Here is a 22,520-nt window from a genome sequence, read left to right as displayed (position 1 = left end):
CCAGCACGAGATCGCCACCTTGTCTTTCGACGCCGACACGCCCACCGCCGACCCCCTCATCGAGCTCGACCACCTGCCGCCGGGTCTGCTCGCGTGCGATGCCACCGCCCTGGGCGGCTTGCTGGACGGTCCAACACTGATCCACCTGGCGGGCCAGCGCGAGCCGGCGTTGTTCGTCTCCGTGCTGATGCACGGCAACGAGACGGTTGGCTGGGAGGCCGTGCGGCGGCTGCTGCCGGCATTCGATGTTGGCGGCGGCGACCGCCGCCTGCCGCGATCCCTCGCCCTGTTCATCGGCAACCCGCGTGCCGCCGCCGCCGGCGTGCGCCACCTGCCAGAGCAGCCGGACTTCAACCGTGTCTGGCCGGGCTCGGAGCTGCCACCGACGCCGGCGCACGGGGTCATGCAACGCGTAACCGCGCGCATGGCCGAGCGCGGGCTCTTCGCCAGCGTCGATCTGCACAACAACACCGGCACCAACCCGCACTATGCCTGCGTCAACGTCATCGACAACCGCTATCTGCATCTCGCGACGCTGTTTGCCCGCACCGTGGTCTTTTTCACCCGCCCCCGGGGGGTACAGTCCCAGGCCATGGCAGCCCTGTGTCCGGCCATCACCGTGGAATGCGGCAAGGTCCACGACCAGCTTGGCATCGATCACGCCCTGGAGCTGGTGGACGCCTGTCTGCACCTCGCCGAGATCCCCGACACACCGGTGCCCATGCACGACATCGATCTCTTCCACACCGTGGCGCAGATGAAGGTGCCCGCGCACATCGACTTCGCCTTCCCGCCGGCCGCCGCCCCGCTCACCCTGTCGCCGACGCTGGAGCACTTGAACTTCCGCGAGCTGCCGGCGGGCACGGCCTTTGCGACCTGCACGCTGGCGCAGCCGCCGCTGGACGTTCGCGACGAATGGGGTCGGGACGTCACTCGGCGTTACTTCACCTGCGAAGACGGCGAGCTGCGCCTCAAGCTGCCGGTGATGCCATCCATGCTCACCTGTAATGCCGAGGTGATTCGCCAGGACTGTCTCGGCTATCTGCTGGAGCGCTACGACAAGCATGTGCCGCCGCGGCCCGACTGAGGACGGCGCCGCGGGCGTCGCCTCATCTCCGACCCAGTGCACCAGCCCGCGCCAGGCGCACGCGCGTGAGCGCCCACCGCAGCCCGTGCCACAGGCCGACGCCGAGGGCATCGGCGGCAAAGTCCGGCACCGACGCCTGCCGGTATGGCAGCAGCGCCTGCGCCAGCTCGATGCCGACGCCATAGCCCAAAACCAACGCGAGCCGCCACGGCAGCGCCCGGCGCCCTGGCCAGCCGATCTCCGCCAGCGCGGCGAGCACCAGAAAAGCGGCCAGGTGATTGAGCTTGTCCCAGCCCAGCCCCGGCACATCCGGCTGCGGCGTCAGCGCCAGCCAGGCGATGAGCAGCATCGCCGCCGCCAATGCCAGGCGCGCCGCCGGAGACGCGCCCAGAGACGCGCGCTTGAACAGCGCATGGTCAAAGTTCATGCCATCTCCCCCACGTGTCCCACACCCAGGGCGTACAAGAGCAGCACCACCGCATAGCGGGCCCCCTTGCCGGCACCCGTCAGCACAAAAAACAGCCAGAACGGCGCACGCATAAGCCCGGCGATGAAGGTGAGCGCGTCACCACCCACGGGCAGCCAGGCCATCAACAGCGACCAGATGCCCCAGCGCGCATACCAGCGCCGCGCGGGCGCCAGCTGGCGCTCGTTGACGGGAAACCAACGCCGGTCCTGGTAGTGCATCAGCCAGCGGCCGATGACGTAGTTGACGGCGGCCCCGAGGGTATTGCCGGCGGTGGCCCAGAGCCATAGCAGCCAGGCATCATAGCCGGCGGCGAGCAACCCCACGAGCGCCAGCTCCGAGTAGAACGGTAACAGGGTTGCGGCGACGAAGGCCGCCGTGAAGAGCCCAAAGTAACCTTCCATCGGACAGGCCTGCGGGGATGTCGCAGGCCTCAGCCGGCCAGCACCCGGCGCCGTTCCCGCGCCGCGCGCACCAAAGCCCGGAACAGGCGCAATTGCGAGGGTTTATAGAGCAGGAACTCCGGATGCCACTGCACGCCGATCAGGAAGGGGTGCGTCGGCAGCTCGATGGCCTGCACGATCGCGTCCAGATCCCGGCCCACCACCCGCAGGCCATCGGCGACGCGATCGATGCCCTGGTTGTGCAGGCTGTTGATGCGCGTCTGCCGCGTGCCCAGCAGCTCCGCCAGCCGACTGTCGGCGCAGACGCGGAGCGTTTTCAGGGGCAATACAGTCCAGCGGTTGGACGTGCGCACCCGCCGCGAGCGCAGCTCTTGGTACAGCGAGCCCCCCAGGCGCACGTTCAGCAACTGGGCACCCCGGCAGATACCGAGCAGCGGCAGCCCAAGCGCCAGGGCCTGATCGATGACCACGCTTTCCAGCCGGTCCCGGTCGCGGTCATAGCGCGGGTGCACCTCGGGTGCGGCGGCGTAGAGCACCGGGTCCACATCATGACCACCGGTGATGACCACGGCATCCGGGCGCAGATCCGCGCGCGGGTTCCTGGGCGTGACGCTGACGGCGCGCGCACCGGCGAGCCACAGCGCCAGCGCCACCAGCCGCCGCGGGGCGTGGCCGCTGCGGTTGCCACCGGTGACGGCGATCAGCGGAGCCGATGCTCGCGCAGCCATGCGTCCGCCGTCTGCGACCAGTCCCCCACCAGGCGTTCCAGGGGCTGCGAGAGAAAGTGCGCGTAGGCGGCGCAGAGCGCCTGCAGCCGTGCCGGGCTGGCGGCCAGCCGTTCCACCACCAGCCAATCGCCCCAGGCGACGCCCAGGTCCCAATCCGGGTGCTCGATCTCGCTGTTGGGCAGCCGATAGTGCAGCGTCGGCCGGGGCTTGACGCGCGGATCGTCCACCACCGCACGCACCCGTGCCGGGTCCAGATACAGCAAGAGCGGCAACAGATCCAGCGCCCGGTTGCGCGTTGGGTTGGCCTCCAGATAATCGTCGATGAGCCCGTCCAGGCCCGGGGCATAGTCCGCGGCGATCACCCGCCGTGCATAGGCTTTGGAGAAGGGCTCGGCGAATGCGGTGAGGCGCCGGGTCAGGTCGACGTCGGCGCGCTCGCGCAGCCAGTCTTCCAGGCACAGGAAGGCCTGCAGGTAGTGGCGCACGGTGTCCGCATCGGTATCCGGCATCTCCGGGTTCAGCTGCAGCCCAAAGGCGTAGGCCCACTCCTCGCCGGTGCCACGGGCCCCCGCCGCGCGCAGCTCGGCGATCAGGTCATTCATCATCGCCAGTCGCCCCAGCGGCAGCGGTGGACTTACGACCTCCATGGGCACGACATGCGCGGCCAACAGCCGCAGCACGTCTTCGGCGAGGTCCCCGGCGGCGTCCGCGAGCTCCGGGCGATGGCGCTCGCGCCGACCAAGCTCCTTCAGCAGGCCGAAATCCACTTCCACCTGCCAGGCGCCGGCCGGGTCACCATCGATGCTGCGCTCATAACGGCCGGGGGCGCTCACCGCCCCGCCGACGGCGGCGGCCACCAGTGCGGCGGCCTCGTCCAGTGTCAGGCCGCTGAACTCCAGTTCCACACCCACCCGGCGCTCGCCGCCATCGGCGCGGTGGGTGACGGGCGGCATGGGCAGAGGCTCGGACATCAGGACACCGTCGACCGCGGCTGAGTGATCAGCTTATACCCGTCGCCGCTGGGCCTTAGGGCGCGGCGGCGCTGATCGGGCCCGTTGGCGGCGCGCCGGCGCCGGCCTTAGGACAAATCCGCGGCGTGGCGCTTCAGATCGGCCATGGAACAGACCTCCAGCGCGCGCTCGTGGGTGGCCCGCAGCGCCACCCGGGGCGCACAGCCCGCCTCCAGCGCCTCCTGCCAGCGCGCCGCGCATAGACACCAGCGATCGCCGGGCTTGAGCCCGGGGAAGTCGAACTCCGGGATCGGCGTCATGAGATCGTTGCCCCGGGACTTGGAGTACTCCAGGAATGCCTGGGTCACCCGCGCGCAGACGGTGTGAGAGCCCAGATCCTGGGGGCCGGTCTCGCAGCTGCCGCTGCGGGTGAAGCCGGTTTTGGGGGACTCGGAGCAGAGCTCGAGGGGCTCGCCGAGGACATTCTTGGGAGTGGACATGACCCGCTCTCCTGCGCTGTGTGACCGATTCGCCGGGCGCCATCGTGACGCCCGTGGGCAACATGGGGACGATCGCCGACGGCTTCAGCGGGTCCGGCGCGGGCGGTGTCGGCCACGGCGGCTGCAGCCACGCGATGCTGACTGTTCAGGCCCGCATCCGCGGTACCGCGTCCAGCAGACGCCGGGTGTATGCCGCGCGGGGTTCGCCGAGGACGGCGGCCCGCGTGCCGGCCTCGACGATGCGCCCCTGGTGCATGACACAGATGTCCTCGCACAGCCGCTCGACCACGGCGAGGTCGTGGGAGATGAATAAATAGGCCAGGCCGTGGCGGGCGCGCAGATCCGCGAGCAACGCGAGGATCTGTGCCTGCAGCGACACGTCCAGCGCAGATACGGGCTCATCCAGGATCACCAGCCGCGGCGAGCCGAGCAGCGCCCGCGCGATGGCCACCCGCTGCGCCTGCCCGCCGGAGAGCTGGTGGGCAAAGCGCCCGAGCAGCGCGGTGTCCACCCCCGCTTGGGCCGCGACCTGGCGGATGCGCGCCTGCCGTTGCGGACGCTTCAGGGTGGTGAGCCCGCGCAGGGTGTCATCGAGGATCGCCCCGAGCCGGCGGCGCGGATTCAGCGCCGTCTGCGGATTCTGAAACACGTATTGGACGCCGCGGCGATAGGCCCGGCGATCGGCGGCAGCGAGGGCGCGCACATCCCGTCCGCACCATTGCACGCGGCCCTCGCTCGGGGCCAGCAGCCCGGCGGCGATGCGCGCGAGCGTGGTCTTGCCGCTGCCGGACTCACCCACCAGGCCGACTGAAGCACCGGCGCCGATGTCCAGGTCCACGCCCGCCAGCGCCGTCGCCGCCGCCTGCTGCGCCGGCGGCCACCAGCGCCGGCCGCCGCCGTAGCGCTTGCCGACACCCGCCAGCGACAACAGCGGCACGCTCATGCCTCGTCCTCCAGCGGCAAGCGGCAGCGCACACGCCGACCTTCGTCCCAGTCCTGCCCCTGATACGCCTCCCCCCGCCCCGCATAGGGCACCAGATCCGGCTCCCCCGCGTGACACACCGGCTGCACCCGCGGGCAGCGCGGCGCGAAACGGCAGCCCGACGGCTGCGTCCCCGGCATCGGCGGCGCGCCGGGCAGCACCGACAGCGCCTTGTGCGGCCGCCCCAGCGCCGGCGTCGCCCCGAGCAGGGCCGCGGTGTAGGGATGCGCCGGCCGCCGCAGCAGGGCCGCCGCCGGGGCATCCTCCACAATGCGCCCGGCGTACATCACCAGCACCCGGTCGCAGAGCGTCGACACCACCGCCAGGTCGTGGCTGACGAACAGCAGCGCCCTGCCCTGCTCTGCGCAAAGCCGTCGCAGCAGGGCCAGGATCTCCCGTTGCACCGTCACGTCCAGCGCCGTCGTGGCCTCGTCCGCAATGAGCAGATCCGGCCCATGCGCCAGCGCCAGCGCAAGGGCCACGCGCTGGCGCTGACCGCCCGAGAGCTCGTGCGGGAAGCGCCGCGGCAGATCCGCCACCCCGGACAAGCCCACCAGGCGCAGCAGCGCCGGCGTCGCCAGGGCCGTATCGGCGCCGTGTGCGCGCCGCGTCTCGTCGATCTGAAAGCCCACCCGAAACAGCGGGTCCAGCGCCGTCAGCGGCTCCTGCGGCACATAGGCGAGGCGCCGCCCGCGCAGCGCCTGCAGGTCGCGCGCCGCCAGCGCCATCAGCTCGGTGCCATCCAGACGCACCGAGCCGCGCTGCACCGCACCCGCCGGCAACAACCGCAGCAGCGACAGGGCCGTGAGTGTCTTGCCGCAGCCGGACTCGCCCACCAGCGCCACCCGCTCGCCGCGGCGCAGATCCAAATCCACGCCGTCCACCGCCGCCACCGGGCCACTCGGCGCGGGCAACCGCACCTCGAGCCCGCGCACGCGCAGCAGCGGTAGGTCGTCGGCGCACGCCGCACCGGTGCCGCCTCGCCCATGTGCCACAGGGGTCGCCACAGGGGCCGCCGCAGGGGTCGCCGCCCGGGTAGCCACAGGGGCCGCCGCCCGGGTAGCCACCGGCCCCGCCGCCCGGGTAGCCACCAGCCCCGCACCGGGGCGGCGCGGGACCCAGCGCGGGTCCAATAGATCCCGCAGCCCGTCGCCCACCAGATTGATGCCCACCACCAGCACCACAATCACCAGCCCGGGCAGCACGGCGACCCGCGGATAGGTGGTCAGGAACTCCCGCCCGGCGCCGAGCATGCTGCCCAGGTCCGCCGCCGGCGGCTGTGCGCCGAGGCCGAGGAAGCTCAAGCCCGCCGTCTCCAGTACCATCCAGCCCAGGGTCGTGGTCATCAGCAGCAGGAGGGTGGGCGCCAGATTCGGCAGCACCTCCCGGGCCAGGATGGCGAGCTCGCCGTGGCCCGCCAGCCGGGCGGCGGCGATGTAATCCTGATGGCGGATCTCCAGCGCCGCCCCCCGCACCGCCCGGGCGAAAAAGGGCACATTGGCGACGGCAATGGCCAGCATGGCGTTGCCGAGCCCCGGTCCCAGGGCGGCGACGATGGCCAGCGCCAGCAGCAGATACGGAAAGGCCATGAGCACGTCCACGCCGCGCATGAGCAGCGCATCCGCCCAGCGGCCGAGCCAGGCCCCGGCGAGTCCGATCACGGTTCCCACCAAAGCCGCGATCACGGTGGCCAGGACGCCGACGCCGATGCTCGCCCGCGCGCCCCACACCAGCCGCGACAGCAAATCGCGGCCGAGCTGGTCGGTGCCGAGCAGATGCCCCGCCGACAGCGCCGGCAGCATGCGCTGCGCCGGTGCCGTCTGCGCCGGATCCGCCAGCGGCAGCACGGGCGCCGCCAGCGCCGGCAACAGCACCAGGGCCAACAGCCCCAGACCCGCCACGGCGCCCGGGTGTCGCAGCCACACCGGCAGGGCCGGCGTGGCAATCCCCTCGGCGGCGACGCGCGATGCGTCCCTGCTCACGCCGCGGCCGTGCGCCGGTCCAGCGCGTGCTGCGCCATGTCCGTGGCGAGATTCACCAGCACATAGGCACTCGCCAGCACCAGCACGCCCCCCTGCACCAGCAGCAGGTCCCGGGCGGCGATGGCATCCACCAGCAGCCGGCCCAGACCGGGCCACTGGAAAATGGTCTCGATGTAGACGGCGCCGCCGAGCACGAATCCCGCCTGCAGGCCGATGACGGGCATGACCCGCGCCAGCACGCCTTTCAGGGCATGCACCAGCAGGATACGCCGCGCGCTGAGCCCCCGGGCGCGGCAGAGCCGGACATGATCCGCCGCCAGCACCTCCAGCGCCGCACCGCGGCCGATGCGGCCGATGACGCCGGCGGCCACCAGCGCCAGGCTCAGGCTGGGCAGCAGCAGATGGCGCGCCACATCCACGGTGAGCGCCATGGCGCCCGCCCCACCGCCCCACAGCCAGGGCGTCACCATGCCGCTCGCCGGCAGCCAGCCCAGCCAGACGGCGAACAGCAGCATCAGCAACAAGCCCAGCCAGAACGGCGGCACCGAGATGCCGAGCAGCACCGCCAGGGTCACCAGCCGGTCGGTGGCTCGGTTGTGCCGCAGCGCCGCCAGCAGCCCGGCCGCTAGCCCCAGCACCGTGCCCAGCAGCAGCGCCGTGGCCGCCAGCAGCAGGGTCGGCCCCAGGCGCTCGAGCACGGCCTCCGCCACCGGCCGCTCCAGCGACACGGAGCGCCCCAGATCACCCTGCAGGATGCCGCCGAGCCAGCCGAGCCAGCGCCGCCACCAGGGCTGGTCCAGGCCCAGCGCCGCGCGCAGCTCGGCGAGGCGCTCGGGGGTGGCGTAGGGACCGAGGATGGCGAGCGCCGGGTCACCCGGCACCAGCGCCATCACCGCGAACACCACCAGCGAGACGCCGAGCAGCACCGGCACCAGCAGCAGCAGGCGTTGGACGACGTAGCGGCTCATCACAGGCGTTCGCCGGGGGACGTGTTCGAAAGCATTGCTGAATCGATGACGGACAGGGGTGGCACGATGGCGTGGGCGACCACCGCCGCCGCGGCTGCGGTCAGGGCGCCAACAGCGGCCCTCGGGGCGGCGCCGGCACCGCCGCCGCGTCGCGCCGGCCCGCGGATACGTCCACGCGCCACAGCAGCAAGCCCCCCAGCGCAAACAACAGCAGAATCGGCAGCAGCGAGAAGCGCGGATCACCGGCGAGGGCCGCCGTGGTGCCCACCAGGAACGGCCCGAGCACGGCCGCAAACTTACCCACCATGTTATAGAAACCGAACAGCTCCGCGGTCTGCCCGGCGGGGATCAGGCTCGCAAACAGCGATCGGCTCAGCGCCTGAATGCCCCCCTGCACCAGGCCGATGGCGGCCGCCAGCGCATAGAAATGCTCCACCCGCGACATCTGCGTGGCCGCCAGCACCACCAGGCCATAGACGGCGATGGCCGCCAGAATAGCGGGCTTCGGGCCAAAGCGCGTACCCAGCCGCCCGAACACCAGCGCCGCCGGAAAGCCGACGAACTGGGTGATCAGCAGCGCCACCATCAGGCTGGAGGACTCGAAGCCCAGATCCAGACCATACTTGACAGCCATGAACACGATGGTGTCCACGCCGTCGATGTAGAACCAATACGCCAGCAGGAACAGAAAGGTGTTCGGTAACTGCCGAATCTGCCGAAAGGTCCGGGCAAGCTCACGGAACGCACCCAGGGCCGCGCCGCGCAGCGAGCGGCGCCCGAGCCCGCGACGCTCCGGCACCACGAGCGCCAGCGGCAGCGCGAAGACCGCCCACCACAGCGCCACGCCCAGAAAGGCCGCCCGCACCGCTTCACCTGCATCGGCGAAGCCGAACGTGGCGGGCGACAGCACCATGGCGACGTTGGCCGCAAACAGCAGCCCGCCGCCGAGATAGCCCAGCGCGTAGGCCAGCGACGACGCCCGCTCATACGCCGCCGGCGCAGCCACATCCGTGATCAGGGCGTCGTTGAAGATATTGCCGCCGAAGAAGCCGAGCAGCCCCGCCAGGTACAACAACAGCGCCGCCTGCCAATGCCCGGCGCCGAGCCAGTACAGCGCCGCCGTGGCGAGCACCCCCAGCAGGGTGAAGCCGAGCAGAAAGCGCTTCTTCGCCCCCAGCTGATCCGCCAGCGCGCCGAGCACCGGCGCCGTCAGCACCAGGATCAGGCTCGCCGCGCTGGAGGTGTAGCCGAGCCACTGGGTGCTCTTGCCATCCGCCAGGCCCTGCGCCCAGAACTGGGCGAAGAACACCGGGAAAAAGCCCGCGATGACCACGGTCGCAAAGGCCGAGTTGGCCCAGTCGTAGAGGGCCCAGGCGAGTATGCGTCGGGAGGGCATAGGCAAGCGTGGCTCCGGTCAGCCGCAGCGGAAACTGGTCGATCCGTCCGCCGGGCCTGAGCCCGTCGCTCGGCCCCGGACGTTGTGGAGCGGCCGCACCGATCAAGCGCCCGCGTCGATCCACCAAAACGCGCCGGCACGGTGTGGCTCACGCGCTGGAAGCCGCAGGCTTTCGTGGTGCGGGCCAGCCGCAGGGTATCCTTAACCGCAAGCCGGGTGAAGCGTGTCATCCCCGCTTAAAATAAAAACGCGGCGCATTCTAGGTTTGAGGCTGGCAATATGGCGTTCGACGGTGTGGATTGGCTCGACCTGCAACGCCTGGCGACGGCCTTGGTGATGCCGCTGCCGCTGGGGCTGGCGCTCGGACTCATCGGTCTTGCCTTGGTTTGGCGCCTGCGCTGGCTCGGTGTGGTGGTGGCTGGGATGGGCGTGAGTCTGATTGGGGCGTGCTCGCTGCCGGTGGTGGCCACGGCTTTGATGAGCGGTCTCAAGGTGGAGTATCCCCCACAGACCGCAGCGGACTGTGAGCCGGCTGATGCCATCGTCCTGTTGGGTGGCGCTGTGCAGCCGTTGTTGATGGATGACGTGCGCCCACGGTTGCATCGGGGCTCGGATCGGGTCTGGCAGGCCGCGAGGCTCTATCACGCGGGTTGCGCGCCGCTGATCGTGGTCAGCGCGGGCGGCAAGCTCGAGCCACCGGTGGTGGCGTCCGAGGCCGAGGCCATCGCGGAGCTGCTGATCGCACTGGGGGTGCCGCAGTCTGCGCTGCGCCTGGAGGCGCAGAGCCGCAACACCCAGGGCAATGCAGCCTTCAGCCGCGACGTGTTGGGGCGCGCCGAGGGGCGGCGGGTGCTACTGGTGACCTCCGCCTGGCACCTGCGCCGTGCGGTGGCGCTGTTCGAGCATCAAGGCTTCGAGGTGCTGCCGGCCGGCGCCGACTACCGATCCTTGCGCAGCTGCCGCGGGCTGCATTGCTGGCTGCCCAGTGCCGGTGCGCTGGAGGCGAGCGCACTGGCGGTGAAGGAGCATCTGGGTTATTGGGTACAGGTGCGGTTGCGCGCGTGAGGCCCGCGGGCGGTCCAGCCGGGATGTGGGAGCGGTGGTAGGCGTCGACGCGCAGGCTGTCCCTCACGCCGCCCCAAGACGTTGCAGTAGGGTTTGTATGGCGTCTCGCACATGCCCGGCGATAAGCATGATGAAGCCGCTCCTATCACCCGCCAGGTTGACTTTTTCCAAAGCATCGTAGTAAGCACGGCGACTGTCGGTATCGCCCGGGATATTGGCAATGGCATAGCCATGGGATAGAAGGATCAGGTTCATGACCAGTCGCGCCGTGCGGCCATTGCCGTCGAGGAACGGATGAATGGTCACTAGCCGCTCGTGCGCCTCGGCGGCTCGCACCACCGGGTGCAGCTCCAGGGATTCGCCACACAGCCACAGCCCATACGCCTCCATCAGCTTGGGCACGGCCCAGGGCTGCGGCGGCAGATGACGACTGCCGGCGATCATCACTGGTAGGCTGCGGTAGCGTCCGGCGTTGTCACGGTCGATGCCACGCAGCACCAGCGCATGAATGCTGCGCACCTGACGCTCATCCAGGGTCGCAGCCTGACCCGCCAGTTCGCGGATGTACAAGATCGCTTCGTAGTGATTGATCGCCTCCAGATGCTCACGCATCGACTTGCCACCGACCGTGAGCCCTTTGTTCACCACGAGGTCGGTCTCCCGCAGCGTCAGCGTATTACCTTCGATGCGGTTGCTTTCATAGGTATATGCAATGTCCATCGCTTGCTGCAGCTGCACGCTGGTCAGAGGGCGCACGTCATCCAGTCGGCTTTTCAGGCTGTCGATCTGCGCCAGAAGCTGATCAAGCTCACTCATGACCATCGCCTCCGTAGCCCCTGCCTAACGCACCTCGCCGTCCGCGATCATCGCCATCCGCACCAGCTCGGCCAGGGAGTCGGCGCGCATCTTGTCCATGACCCGGGCACGGTGCACCTCCACGGTCTTGGCGCTCACGCCGAGGGCCGTGGCGATTTCCTTGTTGGACTTGCCGTCGGTGACCATGGTCATCACCTCGTGCTCGCGGGGTGTCAGCGCCACCATGCGTGCGGCGATGTCGGCCCGCTGCGCGTGCAAGGCCCGCTGCTTCTCGTCGTGCTGCAGGGCATTGCGAATGCTGACGATCAGCGCTTCGTCATCGAAGGGCTTCTCGATAAAGTCCACGGCGCCGTTTTTCATGGCCTTCACCGCCATGGCCACATCGCCGTGGCCGGTGATGATGATCACCGGAATGCGGTGCTCGCGCTTGGCGAGATAGGCCTGCAGCTCCAGCCCGCTCATGCCGGGCATGCGCACATCCAGCAGCAGACAGCCGGCGCGCCCCGGATAGTAGGCGTCCAGAAAGGCCTGGGCAGAATCGTAGGTTTCCACGCGCATGCCCATGGACTCGATGAGCCATTGCAGCGAGCTGCGCATGGCCTGGTCGTCATCGACGACGAAGACGGTTTCGGCCCAGCTCATCGGCCCGCCTCCGCCGCCAGCGGCGCCTCGGCGGCCGCGGGTGCGGCCGCGGTCGCGCGGGCATCCATCGCCAGCGGCAGGTGCACATGGAACACGCTGCCCCGGCCCGGCTCGGACTCGGCGCGGATCTCGCCGCCGTGATCATCGATGATGGTCTGACTGATGGCCAGTCCCATACCCATACCGGTCTCCTTCGTGGTGTAGAACGGATCGAACAGGTGCGCCATGCGCTCTTCGGGAATGCCGGGACCATTGTCGGCGACACCGACGATGGCCTCCGCACCATGCACCAGGCTGAAGATCGCAAGGTGGCGTTCCTCCACCGGCTTGTCTTCCAGCGCATCCAGGGCGTTGCGGACCAAATTGAGCAGCACCTGCTCGATCTGCACCAGGTCGACACTCACCGGGATCTCGCCGTCGAGCAGGTTCAGCTCGATGCGCAGCGCGAGCTTGCCGGTCTCGAACTCCAGAAAGCCGCACACCTCGCGCACCAGATAGTTCAGGTCGACGACGCTGCGAATGGGTGCCTGCTTGCCCACCAGCGCCCGCAGCCGGCGGATGATCTCGCCGGCACGCTGGGCCTGGGAGGAGATCTGGCGCATGGCCTCCACCAGCGGCGCGGTGTCGTTCACACCGTTTTGTAACCGCCGGCTCGCGCCCTTGGCGTAGTTGACGATGGCCGACAGCGGTTGGTTCAGCTCGTGCGCCATGCCGGTGGCCACCTCGCCCATGGTCGATAGCCGGCACACGTGCACCAGCTCGGACTGGTGCTGGCGCGACTCCTGCTCGGCCCGGCGCACGGCGGTGATGTCGCGGGCATAGATGTTCACATAGCCGAGATCGGTGATGGGCACGAACAGCAGCGAGTAGATCTGCTCACCCTGGTCATCCTCACGCTCGTGGTTGCGGCCGTCGTTCAGCGCCGCCCGCACCTCGCCGATCCAGGCCAGCGGCAGCAGTTGCCCCGGCCCGCTGGCCCAGGCGTTGGTCAGCGATCGGCTCGCGGCATTGGCATAGACGATGAGCCCCTCGCCATTGACGCGCAGGATGGGATTCGGGCTTTCGCTGGCGAAACGGGCCAGGCTCTTGATCTCGCGCTCCGCCGCCTTGCGCTGGGTGGCGTCGTGGATGTAGAGCGTGTAGACGCGCTCGTCGTCGATGTCGATGGGGACGATGGACAGCTCCACCGGGAACCGCGCACCGTCGATGCGCCTGGCCCAGAGCTCGCCGCGGGCGTGCGGACGGCGATGGCCCTGCTGGCGGCGCCCGGACTCCGAGAGCATGCCGAGGAAGGCGGCATGCTCCGCCGCATCGAGAAAACGGCGGGCGAAGTCGCCGTTGATGGCGTTCAGGGGCGTCAAGCCCAGCATGGCCTCGGCCATGGGGTTGTAATCGACGATGAGTCCGGCGCGGTCGAGGGTGACGATGGCATCCAGCGACGCCTCCATGATGGCGGCCTTCAGCGCCTCGGTCTCGCGCATTTCGTGGGCATGACGGCGGTCCATTTCCTCGCGCGCCTTGAGCACCAGATTGGTGAAGTGCTGAATCCAGTCCTCCAGCAGCAGCAACTGGTTACCGCCACGCTTGAAATTGGGCTGCTCGATCTGCAGCGCCCGCTGCGAGAAGCGGGTCATGCGCGCGAGTACGCGGTTCAGGCGTGCCGAGACCAGGTAGATCACCAGCGTGAACACGGCGATGAACACCAGCGCCGCGATGAGCCGCTGGCTGCGCTCGAACTCCACCACCCGCTCGGTCATCTTCTCGACGCTGGAGTGCGGGATGAAGGTGGCGAACAGCATGTTCCAGTTGGAGCCCTCGTATTTCGGCAAGGATTGGGACGTCACCAGGAACTCATCACCCCACTGCTCGAGCAGCGTGCCGGGGATCAGCTCCAGTGGCTCGTTGGTGGCGAGGATGCGCTGCTCATCCGCATCCACCAGCGCCACCGCCGAGCTGTCCGCCGACACACTGCCCTCCGACGCCTCGAGAAAGGCCGAATCGATGGGCACCACCACCACCAGATGACCCATGCCATAGCCGCCGGCGTCCTCCACCCGATCGCTCACCATCAGGTAGGGCTGATCCCCGGATCTGGCCAGTACCGTGTGCACCTCGTCGCCATCGCCCACCCAGGTGCCGGCGTCGGCGAGTATTTCCGGCGGCAACGGTTTCTTGCCGGCCTGATAGATCTCGCGCACCTGTCCGCGGGTGTCCATCAGCAGCACATGGCTCGGCGCCAGCAGCGCATTGCGCTCGAAGAAGTCCGGCAGCCAGAACGGGCGGAACTGCTCATACACCACCGGCTCCACGGCCTCTTCGGGAAACCAGAACAGGGGCTCCAGATACTGCGCAAGGCGGCGGTGATTGGCCAGCAGCCGCGCCGTGGCCGCATAGTTGTTCATATACTGGTCAAAGCGCAGCAGGCTCTCGCGCGAGCGCAAATCCAGCCGCGCGGTGAGCTCCTTGTTGAAAATGCGCTCCACCGCCTTGCTCTGTACCTGATCCAGCACACCCCACACCGCAAGCCCTGCCACCAGGCCGATCAGGATTGCGATCAGCGGCATCGGCAGATGGCGAAAGAGACGGTACACCGCTGGCTTCACGGTCGTTTTCGGCAGCTTCCCAGGGGTTTGGCGGACTCTTGGAACGGCCCTAGTCTAGCCGAAGTACCTGCCGTTGCAGGCCTCTGCAAGCCCGGCGGAACCTTGCGCCGCCGCCGCAGACCGATGCAGCAAATCAATGACAACCGGCGCATGCGCCGGCACACTGTAATCATGACAGACACCATCACCACCGCCGCCGAGCCCCTGCCGGACCTCACCCGGGCCCGCATCCCGGGCCTGCTGCGCCGGCTCGCCACCATGCTCTACGACCTCATGCTCCTGGTGGGCGTGCTGGTGCTGGCGGCGGCCGTGTTCTATACCCTGTTCAACCTGCTCACCGGCCGCGAAGCCGTCGCCGGCCCGGCGCGCCTGCTGTTTCAGGTCTATCTGCTGGCGGTGATCGCCGGCTACTACGTGTATTTCTGGACCGGCGGGCGCCAGACCCTCGGCATGCGCAGCTGGCGCACGCTGCTGCTGCGTGCCGATGGCCACCCCCTCACCGCCACCGATGCGCTGCGCCGGCTCGCCCTCGCCGCGCTGACCCTGCTGCCGCTGGGCGCGGGACTGCTCTGGGTGCTGTTCGACCGCGACGGCCTCGCCTGGTACGACCGCCTCTCCGGCACGCGCCCGGTGCTGGCCGCCAAGCGCAAGCGCAACGGCCGCTGACGGCGCAACGCCGCCGGGCCCCACCCCATCACCCCAGCCGACGCCAGCAGCGCAACCGCCGTGGACTACCGCATCATCCCCGTCACCCCCTTCCAGCAGAACTGTACCCTGTTGCGGTGTCCGGACACGGGCGCCACGGCCATCGTCGACCCCGGCGGCGAGCCCGAGCGTCTCACCGCCGCCCTGGCCGCCATGCATGCCGAGCCGGTGCTGATCCTGCTCACCCACGGCCATCTCGACCACGTGGGCGCCGCTCCGGCGCTGGCAAAACAGCTCGGGCTGCCCATCGTCGGCCCCCATGCGGACGACGCCTTCTGGCTCGACGCCCTGCCGCAGCAGGCGCAGATGTTCGGCTTTCCGCCGCACCAGGCCTTTCGGCCCGAGCGCTGGCTCGCCGACGACGCGGTGGTGACGCTCGGCCACCGGCAGCTTCGGGTGCTGCATTGCCCCGGCCACACCCCCGGGCACATCGTGCTGTTCGACGCCGAGACCCGCCTGGCGCAGGTGGGCGACGTCCTCTTCGCCGGCGGCATCGGCCGCAGCGACTTCCCCCGCGGCAACCAGGCGGACCTGCTGCGCAGCATCCGCGAGCGGCTGTTCCCCCTCGGCGACGACGTGCGCTTCATCCCCGGCCACGGGCCCATGAGCACCTTCGGCGAGGAGCGCCGCCACAATCCCTTCGTCGCCGCCGGCGCCTGACCGCCGGATCAGCCCCAAAGCGGCGCCTGCCCGGCTCCTGTCTGGCCCCTGTCTGGCTCCTGAGCATCACTTGAGCCTCCAATTGCCGCCACACCGGCGGTCGCGGTTCACCCGCCCTGCCCGCGGGTCCGCTACAATCGCAGGTTTTGCGCCGCCCCATCCAGCCGATGTTCTTTAAACAGCTTCTGGACAAGACGCGTAACCGGCGCCCGCCGGATGCGGCCACCCTCGTCGAGACCGCGTGCAGCGCGCCGGATGCCACCGCGCGCCGCGAGGCCTGCCGTGCGCTGATCGAGCTGGACGTGCTGCAGCGCATCGCCGCCGAGGACACCGACGCCGGCGTGCGCGAGCTCGCCACCGCACGCTTCCGCCGGCTCCTGTGCGGTCAGGACGAGCGGGCGCCGGCACTGGCCGAGCGCAGCGCAGTGCTGGCCGGCATCGTCGACGAAACCGTGCTGGTGCAGGTGTCGCGTGAGGCGGTCGAGCCCGAGCTTCGTCGGGCCGCCATGGAGCGCCTGCATCAGCCCGAGCACCTCATCGCCTGCGCCGTCGATGACCCGCTCGCCGCCAATCGCCACGCCGCCGCCGATCGCCTGCACGACCGCGCCGCGCTGGAGCTGGTGCAACGGCGTATCGGCAAGCGCGACAAGGGCGTCTACCGGCTGGTGAAGGAGCGTCTGCGCGCCCTGGCCGAGGCGCAAGAGCGCCCGCGTCGGCTGCGCGCCGCAGCCGATGCCATCTGCGACAAGCTCGAGCGCCTGGGACGTTACGAGCAGTGGAGCCAGGACCACGCCCTGCTCCAACACCTGGACCGGGAGTGGACCGAGATCGAGGCCGAGCTGGGCGCCGAGCTCGACACCGAGCGCCGCAGCCGGCGCGAGCGCCTGCGCACGGCGTTTCTGAGCGCCCATGAGGCCCAGGCGACGGCGCATGCCGCAGCGCAGGCCGCCGCCGAAGCCAGCGCCGCCGAGGCCGCACGTCGCGCCGAGCTGATCCGCGCACTCACCGAGTTGCGCGCCCTGCAGGATCCGCAAGCCCTGACAGAACGCCAGCACCAGATCGCCCGTGACTGGCAGGCACTCGCCGCCGCCGCCCCCGCCCAGGACCAGCGCGCCTATGCCGAGGCCGAGGCCGCCGCCCGCGCCCGCCAGGCGCAGCTCAACGCCGAGCACCAGCGCCAGCGCGCCGCCGAGCAGCTGCGCCGCGACGCCGAGGATGCCCTGGCGGCCGGCGCATTGGAGCAGCCTCGGGTACGGGCCTGCGAGCGGCGGCTGAAGGACCTGCGCGCCGCGGGCGACGTACCCGCGGCCACCATCGACGCCGTCGAGACGCTCAGCACCCGGCTCAAGAAACATCGCGAGCAGATGCGCCGCAAGCTCGGCGCGCTCACCGAGCGCCTCGCCGAGCTGGACGCCCACTTCGCCGCCGGCCGGCTCAAACAGGCCGAGCCCCTGTACCAGAGCATCCGCGCCACCCTGGACCACGCCCACGCCGCCGGCCTGCCGGCGAGCGAAACCGCCGCCGCCGAGGGCCACCTCAAAGACATCGCCCCGCAGCTCAAGGAGCTCCAGCGCTGGCGGCGCTGGGGCGCCGACACCCGCCGCCAGGCGCTGTGCGAAGAGCTCGAGCGCCTCGCCGCCGATACCAACCACGCCCTCGAGCCCCTGGCGCATCGGCTGGCGGAGCTGCAGGACGACTGGCGCAGCCTCGATCGCAACGGCGCACCGGCGGACGACGCCCTCTGGCAGCGCTTCCGCGCCGCCGCCGAGACCATTCGCGGCCGCTGCCAGCCCTTCTACGACGCCCAGGCCAAGCTCCAGGCCGCCAACCGCCAGCAGCGCGAGGCCCTGTGCCTGCAGCTGGAGGCCTTCCTGGACCAGGTGGACTGGGAGCGCATGGACTGGAAGAAGGCCATGCGCGCGGCCCGCGAAATGCGCCAGGCCTGGGCGGCGCTGGAGCCCGCCCAGGCGCCGGCCTCCGGCCCCCGGCGCCGCGACCACCGCCGCCCGCTGGAGGGGCGCTTTCGTAAATCACTGCGCCGGCTGGACGAGGCCCTGGACGCCGAGCGCGAGCGCAACCTCGCCGAGCGGCGCGCGCTCATCGCGCAGATGCAGCAACTGGTGGATGCGCCGGACCTGCGCGCCGCCATGGAGTCCGCCAAGGCCCTGCAGCGCCAATGGCAGCCCACGGTCACGGGGCGCAAGCGCGACGAGAACGCCCTGTGGCAGGAATTCCGCGCCGCCGCAGATGCGGTCTTCGCCCGTCGCGAGGCGGCGCAGCGCGCCCGTAATGCCGAGCTGGACCAGAATCTCGCCAACCGCGAAGCCATCTGCCACGCCCTGGAGCAGGCCACCACCCAGGCCACCACGGCCACTGCCCTGCGCGCGGCCCTGCGCGAGCAGGCGCAGCACTGGCAGGACACCGAAGGGCTGCATCTGCCCAAGGCGAAGATGCAAAGCCTGAACCGCCGCTGGCAGCAGGCCCGGGACGCCGCGCACGACAGGTTGCAGGCCCTGGTGGCGTCGGCCCAATGGGCGCAGCTCGAGACCCTGGAGCGCCGCGCCGCCTGGTGCGACGCGACGGCACAACGTCTGCTGGACGACGCCGCGCCGCCGCCGGACGCCGCAACATTGGCGGCCGCGTGGGAGGCCCTGCCGCAAGGGGACGCCGACACCGACGCCGCACGGGCCCTGCGGGACGCCGCCGACCTGCTGCAGGCGGCGGCCGGCGGCGACGCCGACGCCCTGGAGCGATTACGCACGCGGATGTCGACCGCCCTCGAGCAACGTCGCGCGCTCTGTCTGCGACTCGAGATCGCCGCCGGCGTCGACTCGCCGCCCGAGCTGGAGGCCGAGCGGATGGCGCGTCAGGTGCAGCGGCTCAAGGCGCGCATGTCCGACGGCGACAACGCCGGCGCAGACGAACAGCCGCTGGAACTGCTGCGGCAGTGGCACGCCCTAGCGCCGGCGACGCCGGCGGCTGACCTCGACACCCGCCTGGCACGCATCGTCGATAGCCTGCGGCCGGCGGCGATGGCAACCGGCTGACGGCGGAGATGTGCAAGTTCTTAAATACCGATACGGGATCAGATTGCACGAGTCTCAGTAATACTTTAGCTGGGCCAGTTGGACGTCGATGACCTTGCTCCCAGTTTTGCAATGTACGGACATTGACGCCAATTAATGCGGCAAATTTAGACTGAGAAAAACCAACCCCCTCTCTTATGGCTTTTACATCGGGCTCAGGCAATTCGTATGACCGCGATGGCTTTGCTTCAAGCGGAGACGCCCACGATGCTCGAAGACGCGGAACTGGCACAGCTCCATGATCGGGTCGAGACACTGATGCGCGACGCTGTGCCGGCAGTCATGCCCCTGGACCTGGACGATGCCGACGACTGCACGCGCTGGCGCGCCCATGAGCTCTGCAGCTATCTGGACAATCGCGTGCATGACCCGGCCTCGCTGCCGGACCCGGATGCGCTGTCGGCGGCCGACATCGATGCCTGGTCGCAGCGGCTACTGCTGCCGGGTGAGCGCATCACCGATCCACGGCGCTGCCGCTGGTATACATCCTATTGGCTGCTCGCCGCTGGGGTGCGTGTCGGCACGGTCGCGTTGAACGTTTGGGACACGGGCTGGGACGGACCATCCCTCGAGCTGGCGAGTCTCTATGTGCGGCGGGAGCATCGCCGCGAAGGCCATGCGCGGCGACTGTTGGCGGCCTTGATGCAGGCGGTGTCGGCGTCAGGGCTGACATCTTTGCGGCTCGAGACGAGGCGCCACCCCCCTCCCCAGCTGCCCGACCGCTCGACGGCTTGCTGACTTCGAGGAGCTTGGGGTCGAGGGACCCGAGGCGCTGCGCACCGGCGCTGACTGAACAACCACGGACCGGGCGACCAGGCGCTTGCCCGGATGACTGAAGATGGTAGGCTGTCGGTTGTCCGCGGCGGTGGCCGGTTTGCCCAGGCTCGACTGCTCGCCAACGAACGACATGAGCGATCCTGGGCCAGCGCGCACGGGACCGCCCGAATGGCCATATCCAACCGTTCCTCATGACCAAGAAACACAAGCGGCGCAAGGGTCGCGTCGGCGGGTCGCATGAGATCGCCACACCGATCCTCACCGAGCGCGCCCAAGAGGCACTCGATGCCCAACGCTGGCGCGATGCCATCACCGCCTACAAGGAGCTGTCAAAGCGCGAGGACCGCGCCGACTGGCGGTTAAGGCTTGCCGATGCCTATGCCGGACGCGCTGGTGAGCTGACCGAGAAGGGCATGCTGAAGGAGGCCCTGGCCATCTGGGAGAATCGCGCCGCCCTCGATCCGCAGCTGCCGCTGGCGCCGGGGCATGCGGCCCTGCTTGTCCGCCTAGACCGACTGGACGCAGCCGTCGCGCTACTCGCCGAAGACGGCGACGGCGCTCTGCCTCGCGAACAACGCGAACAGATCCGCGCGCAGCTGGCAGCTCGCATACTGGGCGGCGACGACGCGATGCTTGAGCGCCTGCCCGACGACGATCCGATCCGCCGCCACGCCGCACCCGCGCTGACGGCGCTCGCCGGCTATTGTGATGGCGATGATGAGGCCGTGCGCGCCGCGCTCGCCGAGATCCCCTTCCGCTCGCCCTATCGCGACTGGGCGCAGATTTTGAAGGCGCTGCTGCTTCAGCCCACGGCGCCCGCAGAGGCCAAGGCCCTACTCGATCGCATCGACGACGATTCCGGCTTCGCGCCGCTCAGGCGGGCCGCGATACTGAGCCTGCTGCCCGAGCACGAGTTTCTGGGTGCCGCAGCAACCGCCAAGCCGGCCGAGCGTCGAGTCGCCGCCGTGCTGCGCGGCTGGCCGTCGGAACGCATTGCCGTCTGGCAAGCACTCCACGCCTTGGGCGATGACCCGCCGCCGAAGGCACTGATCTGCCTGCTGCATCAGCACCAACCGGTGCTGGGCGCCGACTGGGTGAGGCGCAAGTCGCTGAGCCTGATCGCCAGTGATCGGTCACCCGAGAGCATCCATTGGCTGCGCGAGTGCGGCGGCAAAGCGCCCAACCACTTCGAACAGGCATTGCTCACGGCATGGCGCACGGACACGAACCGCGACCCTTGGCTGCTGCTAGAGCGCTGGCGGGATTGCGCGGCCTTCCTCGAGCGCCAGTGGCACCAGCGCAAGGATCCGGACCTGGCCCTGCGCATCGCGCTGCTGCTGCGTCACGCCGATGCGCAAGGCAACATGCTCGGCCCGCCGGCGCAGCCCAGCGGCCATCCCGAAGAGTTCGACACCATCGCCGCCGAGTACCTCGAGGCGAGCCTTTCCTGGGACCCGGACGATCAGGCCACCTACCTGCGCCTGATCCACTTCTACCGCCGGGGCCGCCAATTGAAGAACGCGCGCCGGCTGCTGGAGCAGGCGCAGGAGCGGTGGCCTCGAGACATGGGCGTGCTGGAGGCCGCGATGGACATCGCGCTGGATGCCCGCTCGTTCAAGAAGGCGGCGGGTCTCGCGCGGCGTATCCTCGATATCGACCCGATTAACAGCGGCGTGCGTCGGCGTCTGGTCAATGCCCATTTGGCCCACGCGCGCAAGCAGCAGACGAAGGGCCGGGGCGATCTGGCACGCAAGGAGTTGGCCGAGGCCGCGAGCTGGGCCCGCGACACGACGATCAGCAAGCGCATCGCGCTGATGACCGCGCTGCTGTCGATCGTCGACGGTGATCCGGATGGCGTGCGCGCGCTGCGCGATCAGTTCCAGGGCCAGGACATCGCACTCGCCGATCGGCTCGAGTTGGCGCTGGCCGCCGATGCGATCGGCTTATGGCTCGGCACGGTCGACAATCAGCTCAAGCTGAAGAAACCCAAGGCCCGCGACCGAGACGACCTTGCCGCCACCATGACCCGTCTGCGCAGTGCGCGAGACGACGACCTGAATCTGAGCGACGCAACCCTCAGGATGCTCGAGGCAGCGCTGACGTCCAGGACACCTTGGGATCAGTTGTCCCGTGTGGAGCTAGAAGCGGCCTGCGAAACGCTCGCGCGCCACGAGCTCGACCGGGCACGGCAACAGGCGGCGAACGCGGGACGCAAGCGGTGGCGCAACGAGCCGATCTTCGAGCTACACCGTTTCGAGGCCAAATACCCCGACGGCTTCGACTACCGCTCGATGAAGGACCTGTGGGGCCTCGAGGCGGCACTCGATCGCGCCCGCGCCAACGGCGAGATGCGCACGGCGATACGCATCGAAGAGGCGCTGCCGGCATTTGGCCCCCGCGGCGGCCTGGGTGGCGGCCCAATCCCCGTCCCATCGCTGCCGCCCATCTTTGCGGACGATTTCGCCGAGGATGATGACGAGGGCCTTCCCCCGGATATCGTCGACATTATCCGCACCATCGGCATCAAGAGGGCCTTGGAGATCTTCGGGGCGCCGCCGGAGCTGATCCGTTCCGTCAAGGAGATCGAGCGCATGATGGGCCCCGATGCCGCGACAGACATGCTGCTCGACCTGCTCGGGGACGGCAGCACGCCCAATCCGTTCGAAGACCTGCCATTTCCGCCGTAGCCGCAGCCGCGGCGAG

At 69.7% G+C, this 22,520-nt stretch carries 19 protein-coding genes and 1 pseudogene; 7 read left to right on the top strand and 13 right to left on the bottom strand.

The features are described 5' to 3' along the window. Nucleotides 1–19: 19 nt before the first annotated feature. Nucleotides 20–1,087 (top strand): M14 family metallopeptidase, encoded by a 1,068-nt coding sequence (locus QZ588_RS08095; RefSeq protein ID WP_295541577.1) that lies wholly within the window; start codon nt 20–22, stop codon nt 1,085–1,087. A gap of 22 nt (nt 1,088–1,109) precedes the next feature. Here the strand turns inward: QZ588_RS08095 and QZ588_RS08090 are convergent, their stop codons facing one another. The 9 genes from QZ588_RS08090 to QZ588_RS08050 form a co-directional block, all read right to left on the bottom strand. After that, nucleotides 1,110–1,514, bottom strand: a complete 405-nt coding sequence (locus QZ588_RS08090) for a VanZ family protein (protein WP_295541576.1) — start codon at nt 1,512–1,514, stop codon at nt 1,110–1,112. Beyond that, nucleotides 1,511–1,957 (bottom strand): YqaA family protein, encoded by a 447-nt coding sequence (locus tag QZ588_RS08085; protein ID WP_295541574.1) that lies wholly within the window; start codon nt 1,955–1,957, stop codon nt 1,511–1,513. Before QZ588_RS08085 ends, QZ588_RS08090 begins: the two co-directional genes overlap by 4 nt. A gap of 29 nt (nt 1,958–1,986) precedes the next feature. Next, nucleotides 1,987–2,685 carry a gamma-glutamyl-gamma-aminobutyrate hydrolase family protein gene (locus QZ588_RS08080; RefSeq protein WP_295541572.1) on the bottom strand — a complete coding sequence of 233 codons (699 nt, stop codon included), beginning with the start codon at nt 2,683–2,685 and terminating at the stop codon, nt 1,987–1,989. Next, nucleotides 2,658–3,656, bottom strand: coding sequence for an amidoligase family protein (locus QZ588_RS08075; protein WP_295541570.1), 999 nt, complete (start codon nt 3,654–3,656; stop codon nt 2,658–2,660). Before QZ588_RS08075 ends, QZ588_RS08080 begins: the two co-directional genes overlap by 28 nt. A gap of 107 nt (nt 3,657–3,763) precedes the next feature. Beyond that, nucleotides 3,764–4,135, bottom strand: coding sequence for a DUF2237 domain-containing protein (locus QZ588_RS08070; RefSeq protein ID WP_295541568.1), 372 nt, complete (start codon nt 4,133–4,135; stop codon nt 3,764–3,766). A gap of 145 nt (nt 4,136–4,280) precedes the next feature. Continuing rightward, a complete protein-coding gene (locus tag QZ588_RS08065; RefSeq protein WP_295541566.1) occupies nt 4,281–5,078 on the bottom strand; it encodes an ATP-binding cassette domain-containing protein in 798 nt (265 codons plus the stop codon). After that, entirely contained in the window at nt 5,075–7,099 is a 2,025-nt protein-coding gene (locus tag QZ588_RS08060; protein WP_295541563.1) for a dipeptide/oligopeptide/nickel ABC transporter permease/ATP-binding protein, read from the bottom strand. The genes QZ588_RS08065 and QZ588_RS08060 overlap by 4 nt, the downstream gene beginning before the upstream one ends. Beyond that, the gene (locus QZ588_RS08055) at nt 7,096–8,067 is read right to left on the bottom strand and encodes an ABC transporter permease (protein WP_295541562.1); all 972 of its coding nucleotides are present in this window, start codon (nt 8,065–8,067) and stop codon (nt 7,096–7,098) included. The genes QZ588_RS08060 and QZ588_RS08055 overlap by 4 nt, the downstream gene beginning before the upstream one ends. 100 nt (nt 8,068–8,167) lie before the next feature. Beyond that, on the bottom strand, nt 8,168–9,463 hold the full coding sequence (locus QZ588_RS08050) for an MFS transporter (protein ID WP_295541616.1): 1,296 nt from the start codon (nt 9,461–9,463) through the stop codon (nt 8,168–8,170). A gap of 279 nt (nt 9,464–9,742) precedes the next feature. Between QZ588_RS08050 and QZ588_RS08045 the strand changes: the two genes are divergently transcribed. Next, a complete protein-coding gene (locus QZ588_RS08045; RefSeq protein ID WP_295541560.1) occupies nt 9,743–10,528 on the top strand; it encodes a YdcF family protein in 786 nt (261 codons plus the stop codon). Between the two features lie 63 nt (nt 10,529–10,591). Here QZ588_RS08045 and QZ588_RS08040 read toward each other — a convergent pair whose 3' ends face one another. From QZ588_RS08040 to QZ588_RS08030, 3 genes are read right to left on the bottom strand one after another with little or no spacing between them, the layout of a single operon-like run. Next, nucleotides 10,592–11,344: a Fic family protein gene (locus tag QZ588_RS08040; protein WP_295541558.1), complete on the bottom strand. Its 753-nt coding sequence runs from the start codon at nt 11,342–11,344 to the stop codon at nt 10,592–10,594. A gap of 24 nt (nt 11,345–11,368) precedes the next feature. After that, complete coding sequence (fixJ, locus tag QZ588_RS08035) at nt 11,369–11,986, bottom strand: response regulator FixJ (RefSeq protein WP_295541556.1); 618 nt, start codon at nt 11,984–11,986, stop codon at nt 11,369–11,371. Next, nucleotides 11,983–14,589, bottom strand: a complete 2,607-nt coding sequence (locus tag QZ588_RS08030; RefSeq protein ID WP_366929544.1) for an ATP-binding protein — start codon at nt 14,587–14,589, stop codon at nt 11,983–11,985. The genes fixJ and QZ588_RS08030 overlap by 4 nt, the downstream gene beginning before the upstream one ends. Before the next feature lie 171 nt (nt 14,590–14,760). Here QZ588_RS08030 and QZ588_RS08025 point away from each other — a divergent pair, with 171 nt between their 5' ends. The 3 genes from QZ588_RS08025 to QZ588_RS08015 all read left to right on the top strand — a co-directional run bounded on the left by QZ588_RS08025 (nt 14,761) and on the right by QZ588_RS08015 (nt 19,001). Continuing rightward, nucleotides 14,761–15,255, top strand: coding sequence for an RDD family protein (locus QZ588_RS08025; protein WP_295541554.1), 495 nt, complete (start codon nt 14,761–14,763; stop codon nt 15,253–15,255). A gap of 60 nt (nt 15,256–15,315) precedes the next feature. After that, nucleotides 15,316–15,954, top strand: coding sequence for an MBL fold metallo-hydrolase (locus tag QZ588_RS08020; protein WP_295541552.1), 639 nt, complete (start codon nt 15,316–15,318; stop codon nt 15,952–15,954). A 167-nt stretch (nt 15,955–16,121) separates the two neighbouring features. After that, complete coding sequence (locus QZ588_RS08015) at nt 16,122–19,001, top strand: DUF349 domain-containing protein (protein ID WP_295541551.1); 2,880 nt, start codon at nt 16,122–16,124, stop codon at nt 18,999–19,001. 85 nt (nt 19,002–19,086) lie between these two features. On the opposite strand, the pseudogene QZ588_RS08010 reads toward QZ588_RS08015, so the two are convergent. Then, nucleotides 19,087–19,272: pseudogene (locus tag QZ588_RS08010) on the bottom strand (helix-turn-helix domain-containing protein); the annotation flags it as partial. On the opposite strand from QZ588_RS08010, the gene QZ588_RS08005 reads away from it, so the two are divergent. Both QZ588_RS08005 and QZ588_RS08000 read left to right on the top strand, forming a co-directional pair. Next, entirely contained in the window at nt 19,248–19,778 is a 531-nt protein-coding gene (locus tag QZ588_RS08005; RefSeq protein WP_295541550.1) for a GNAT family N-acetyltransferase, read from the top strand. The pseudogene QZ588_RS08010 and the gene QZ588_RS08005 overlap by 25 nt on opposite strands. A gap of 230 nt (nt 19,779–20,008) precedes the next feature. Then, on the top strand, nt 20,009–22,504 hold the full coding sequence (locus QZ588_RS08000; protein WP_295541549.1) for a hypothetical protein: 2,496 nt from the start codon (nt 20,009–20,011) through the stop codon (nt 22,502–22,504). Nucleotides 22,505–22,520: the final 16 nt, after the last annotated feature.

Source organism: uncultured Thiohalocapsa sp. (assembly GCF_913062725.1).
In the GTDB taxonomy this organism is placed as follows: Bacteria; Pseudomonadota; Gammaproteobacteria; order Chromatiales; family Chromatiaceae; genus Thiohalocapsa.
Note: the sequence above shows the minus strand (reverse complement) of the source record. Positions and strands in the feature narration are given on the sequence as shown.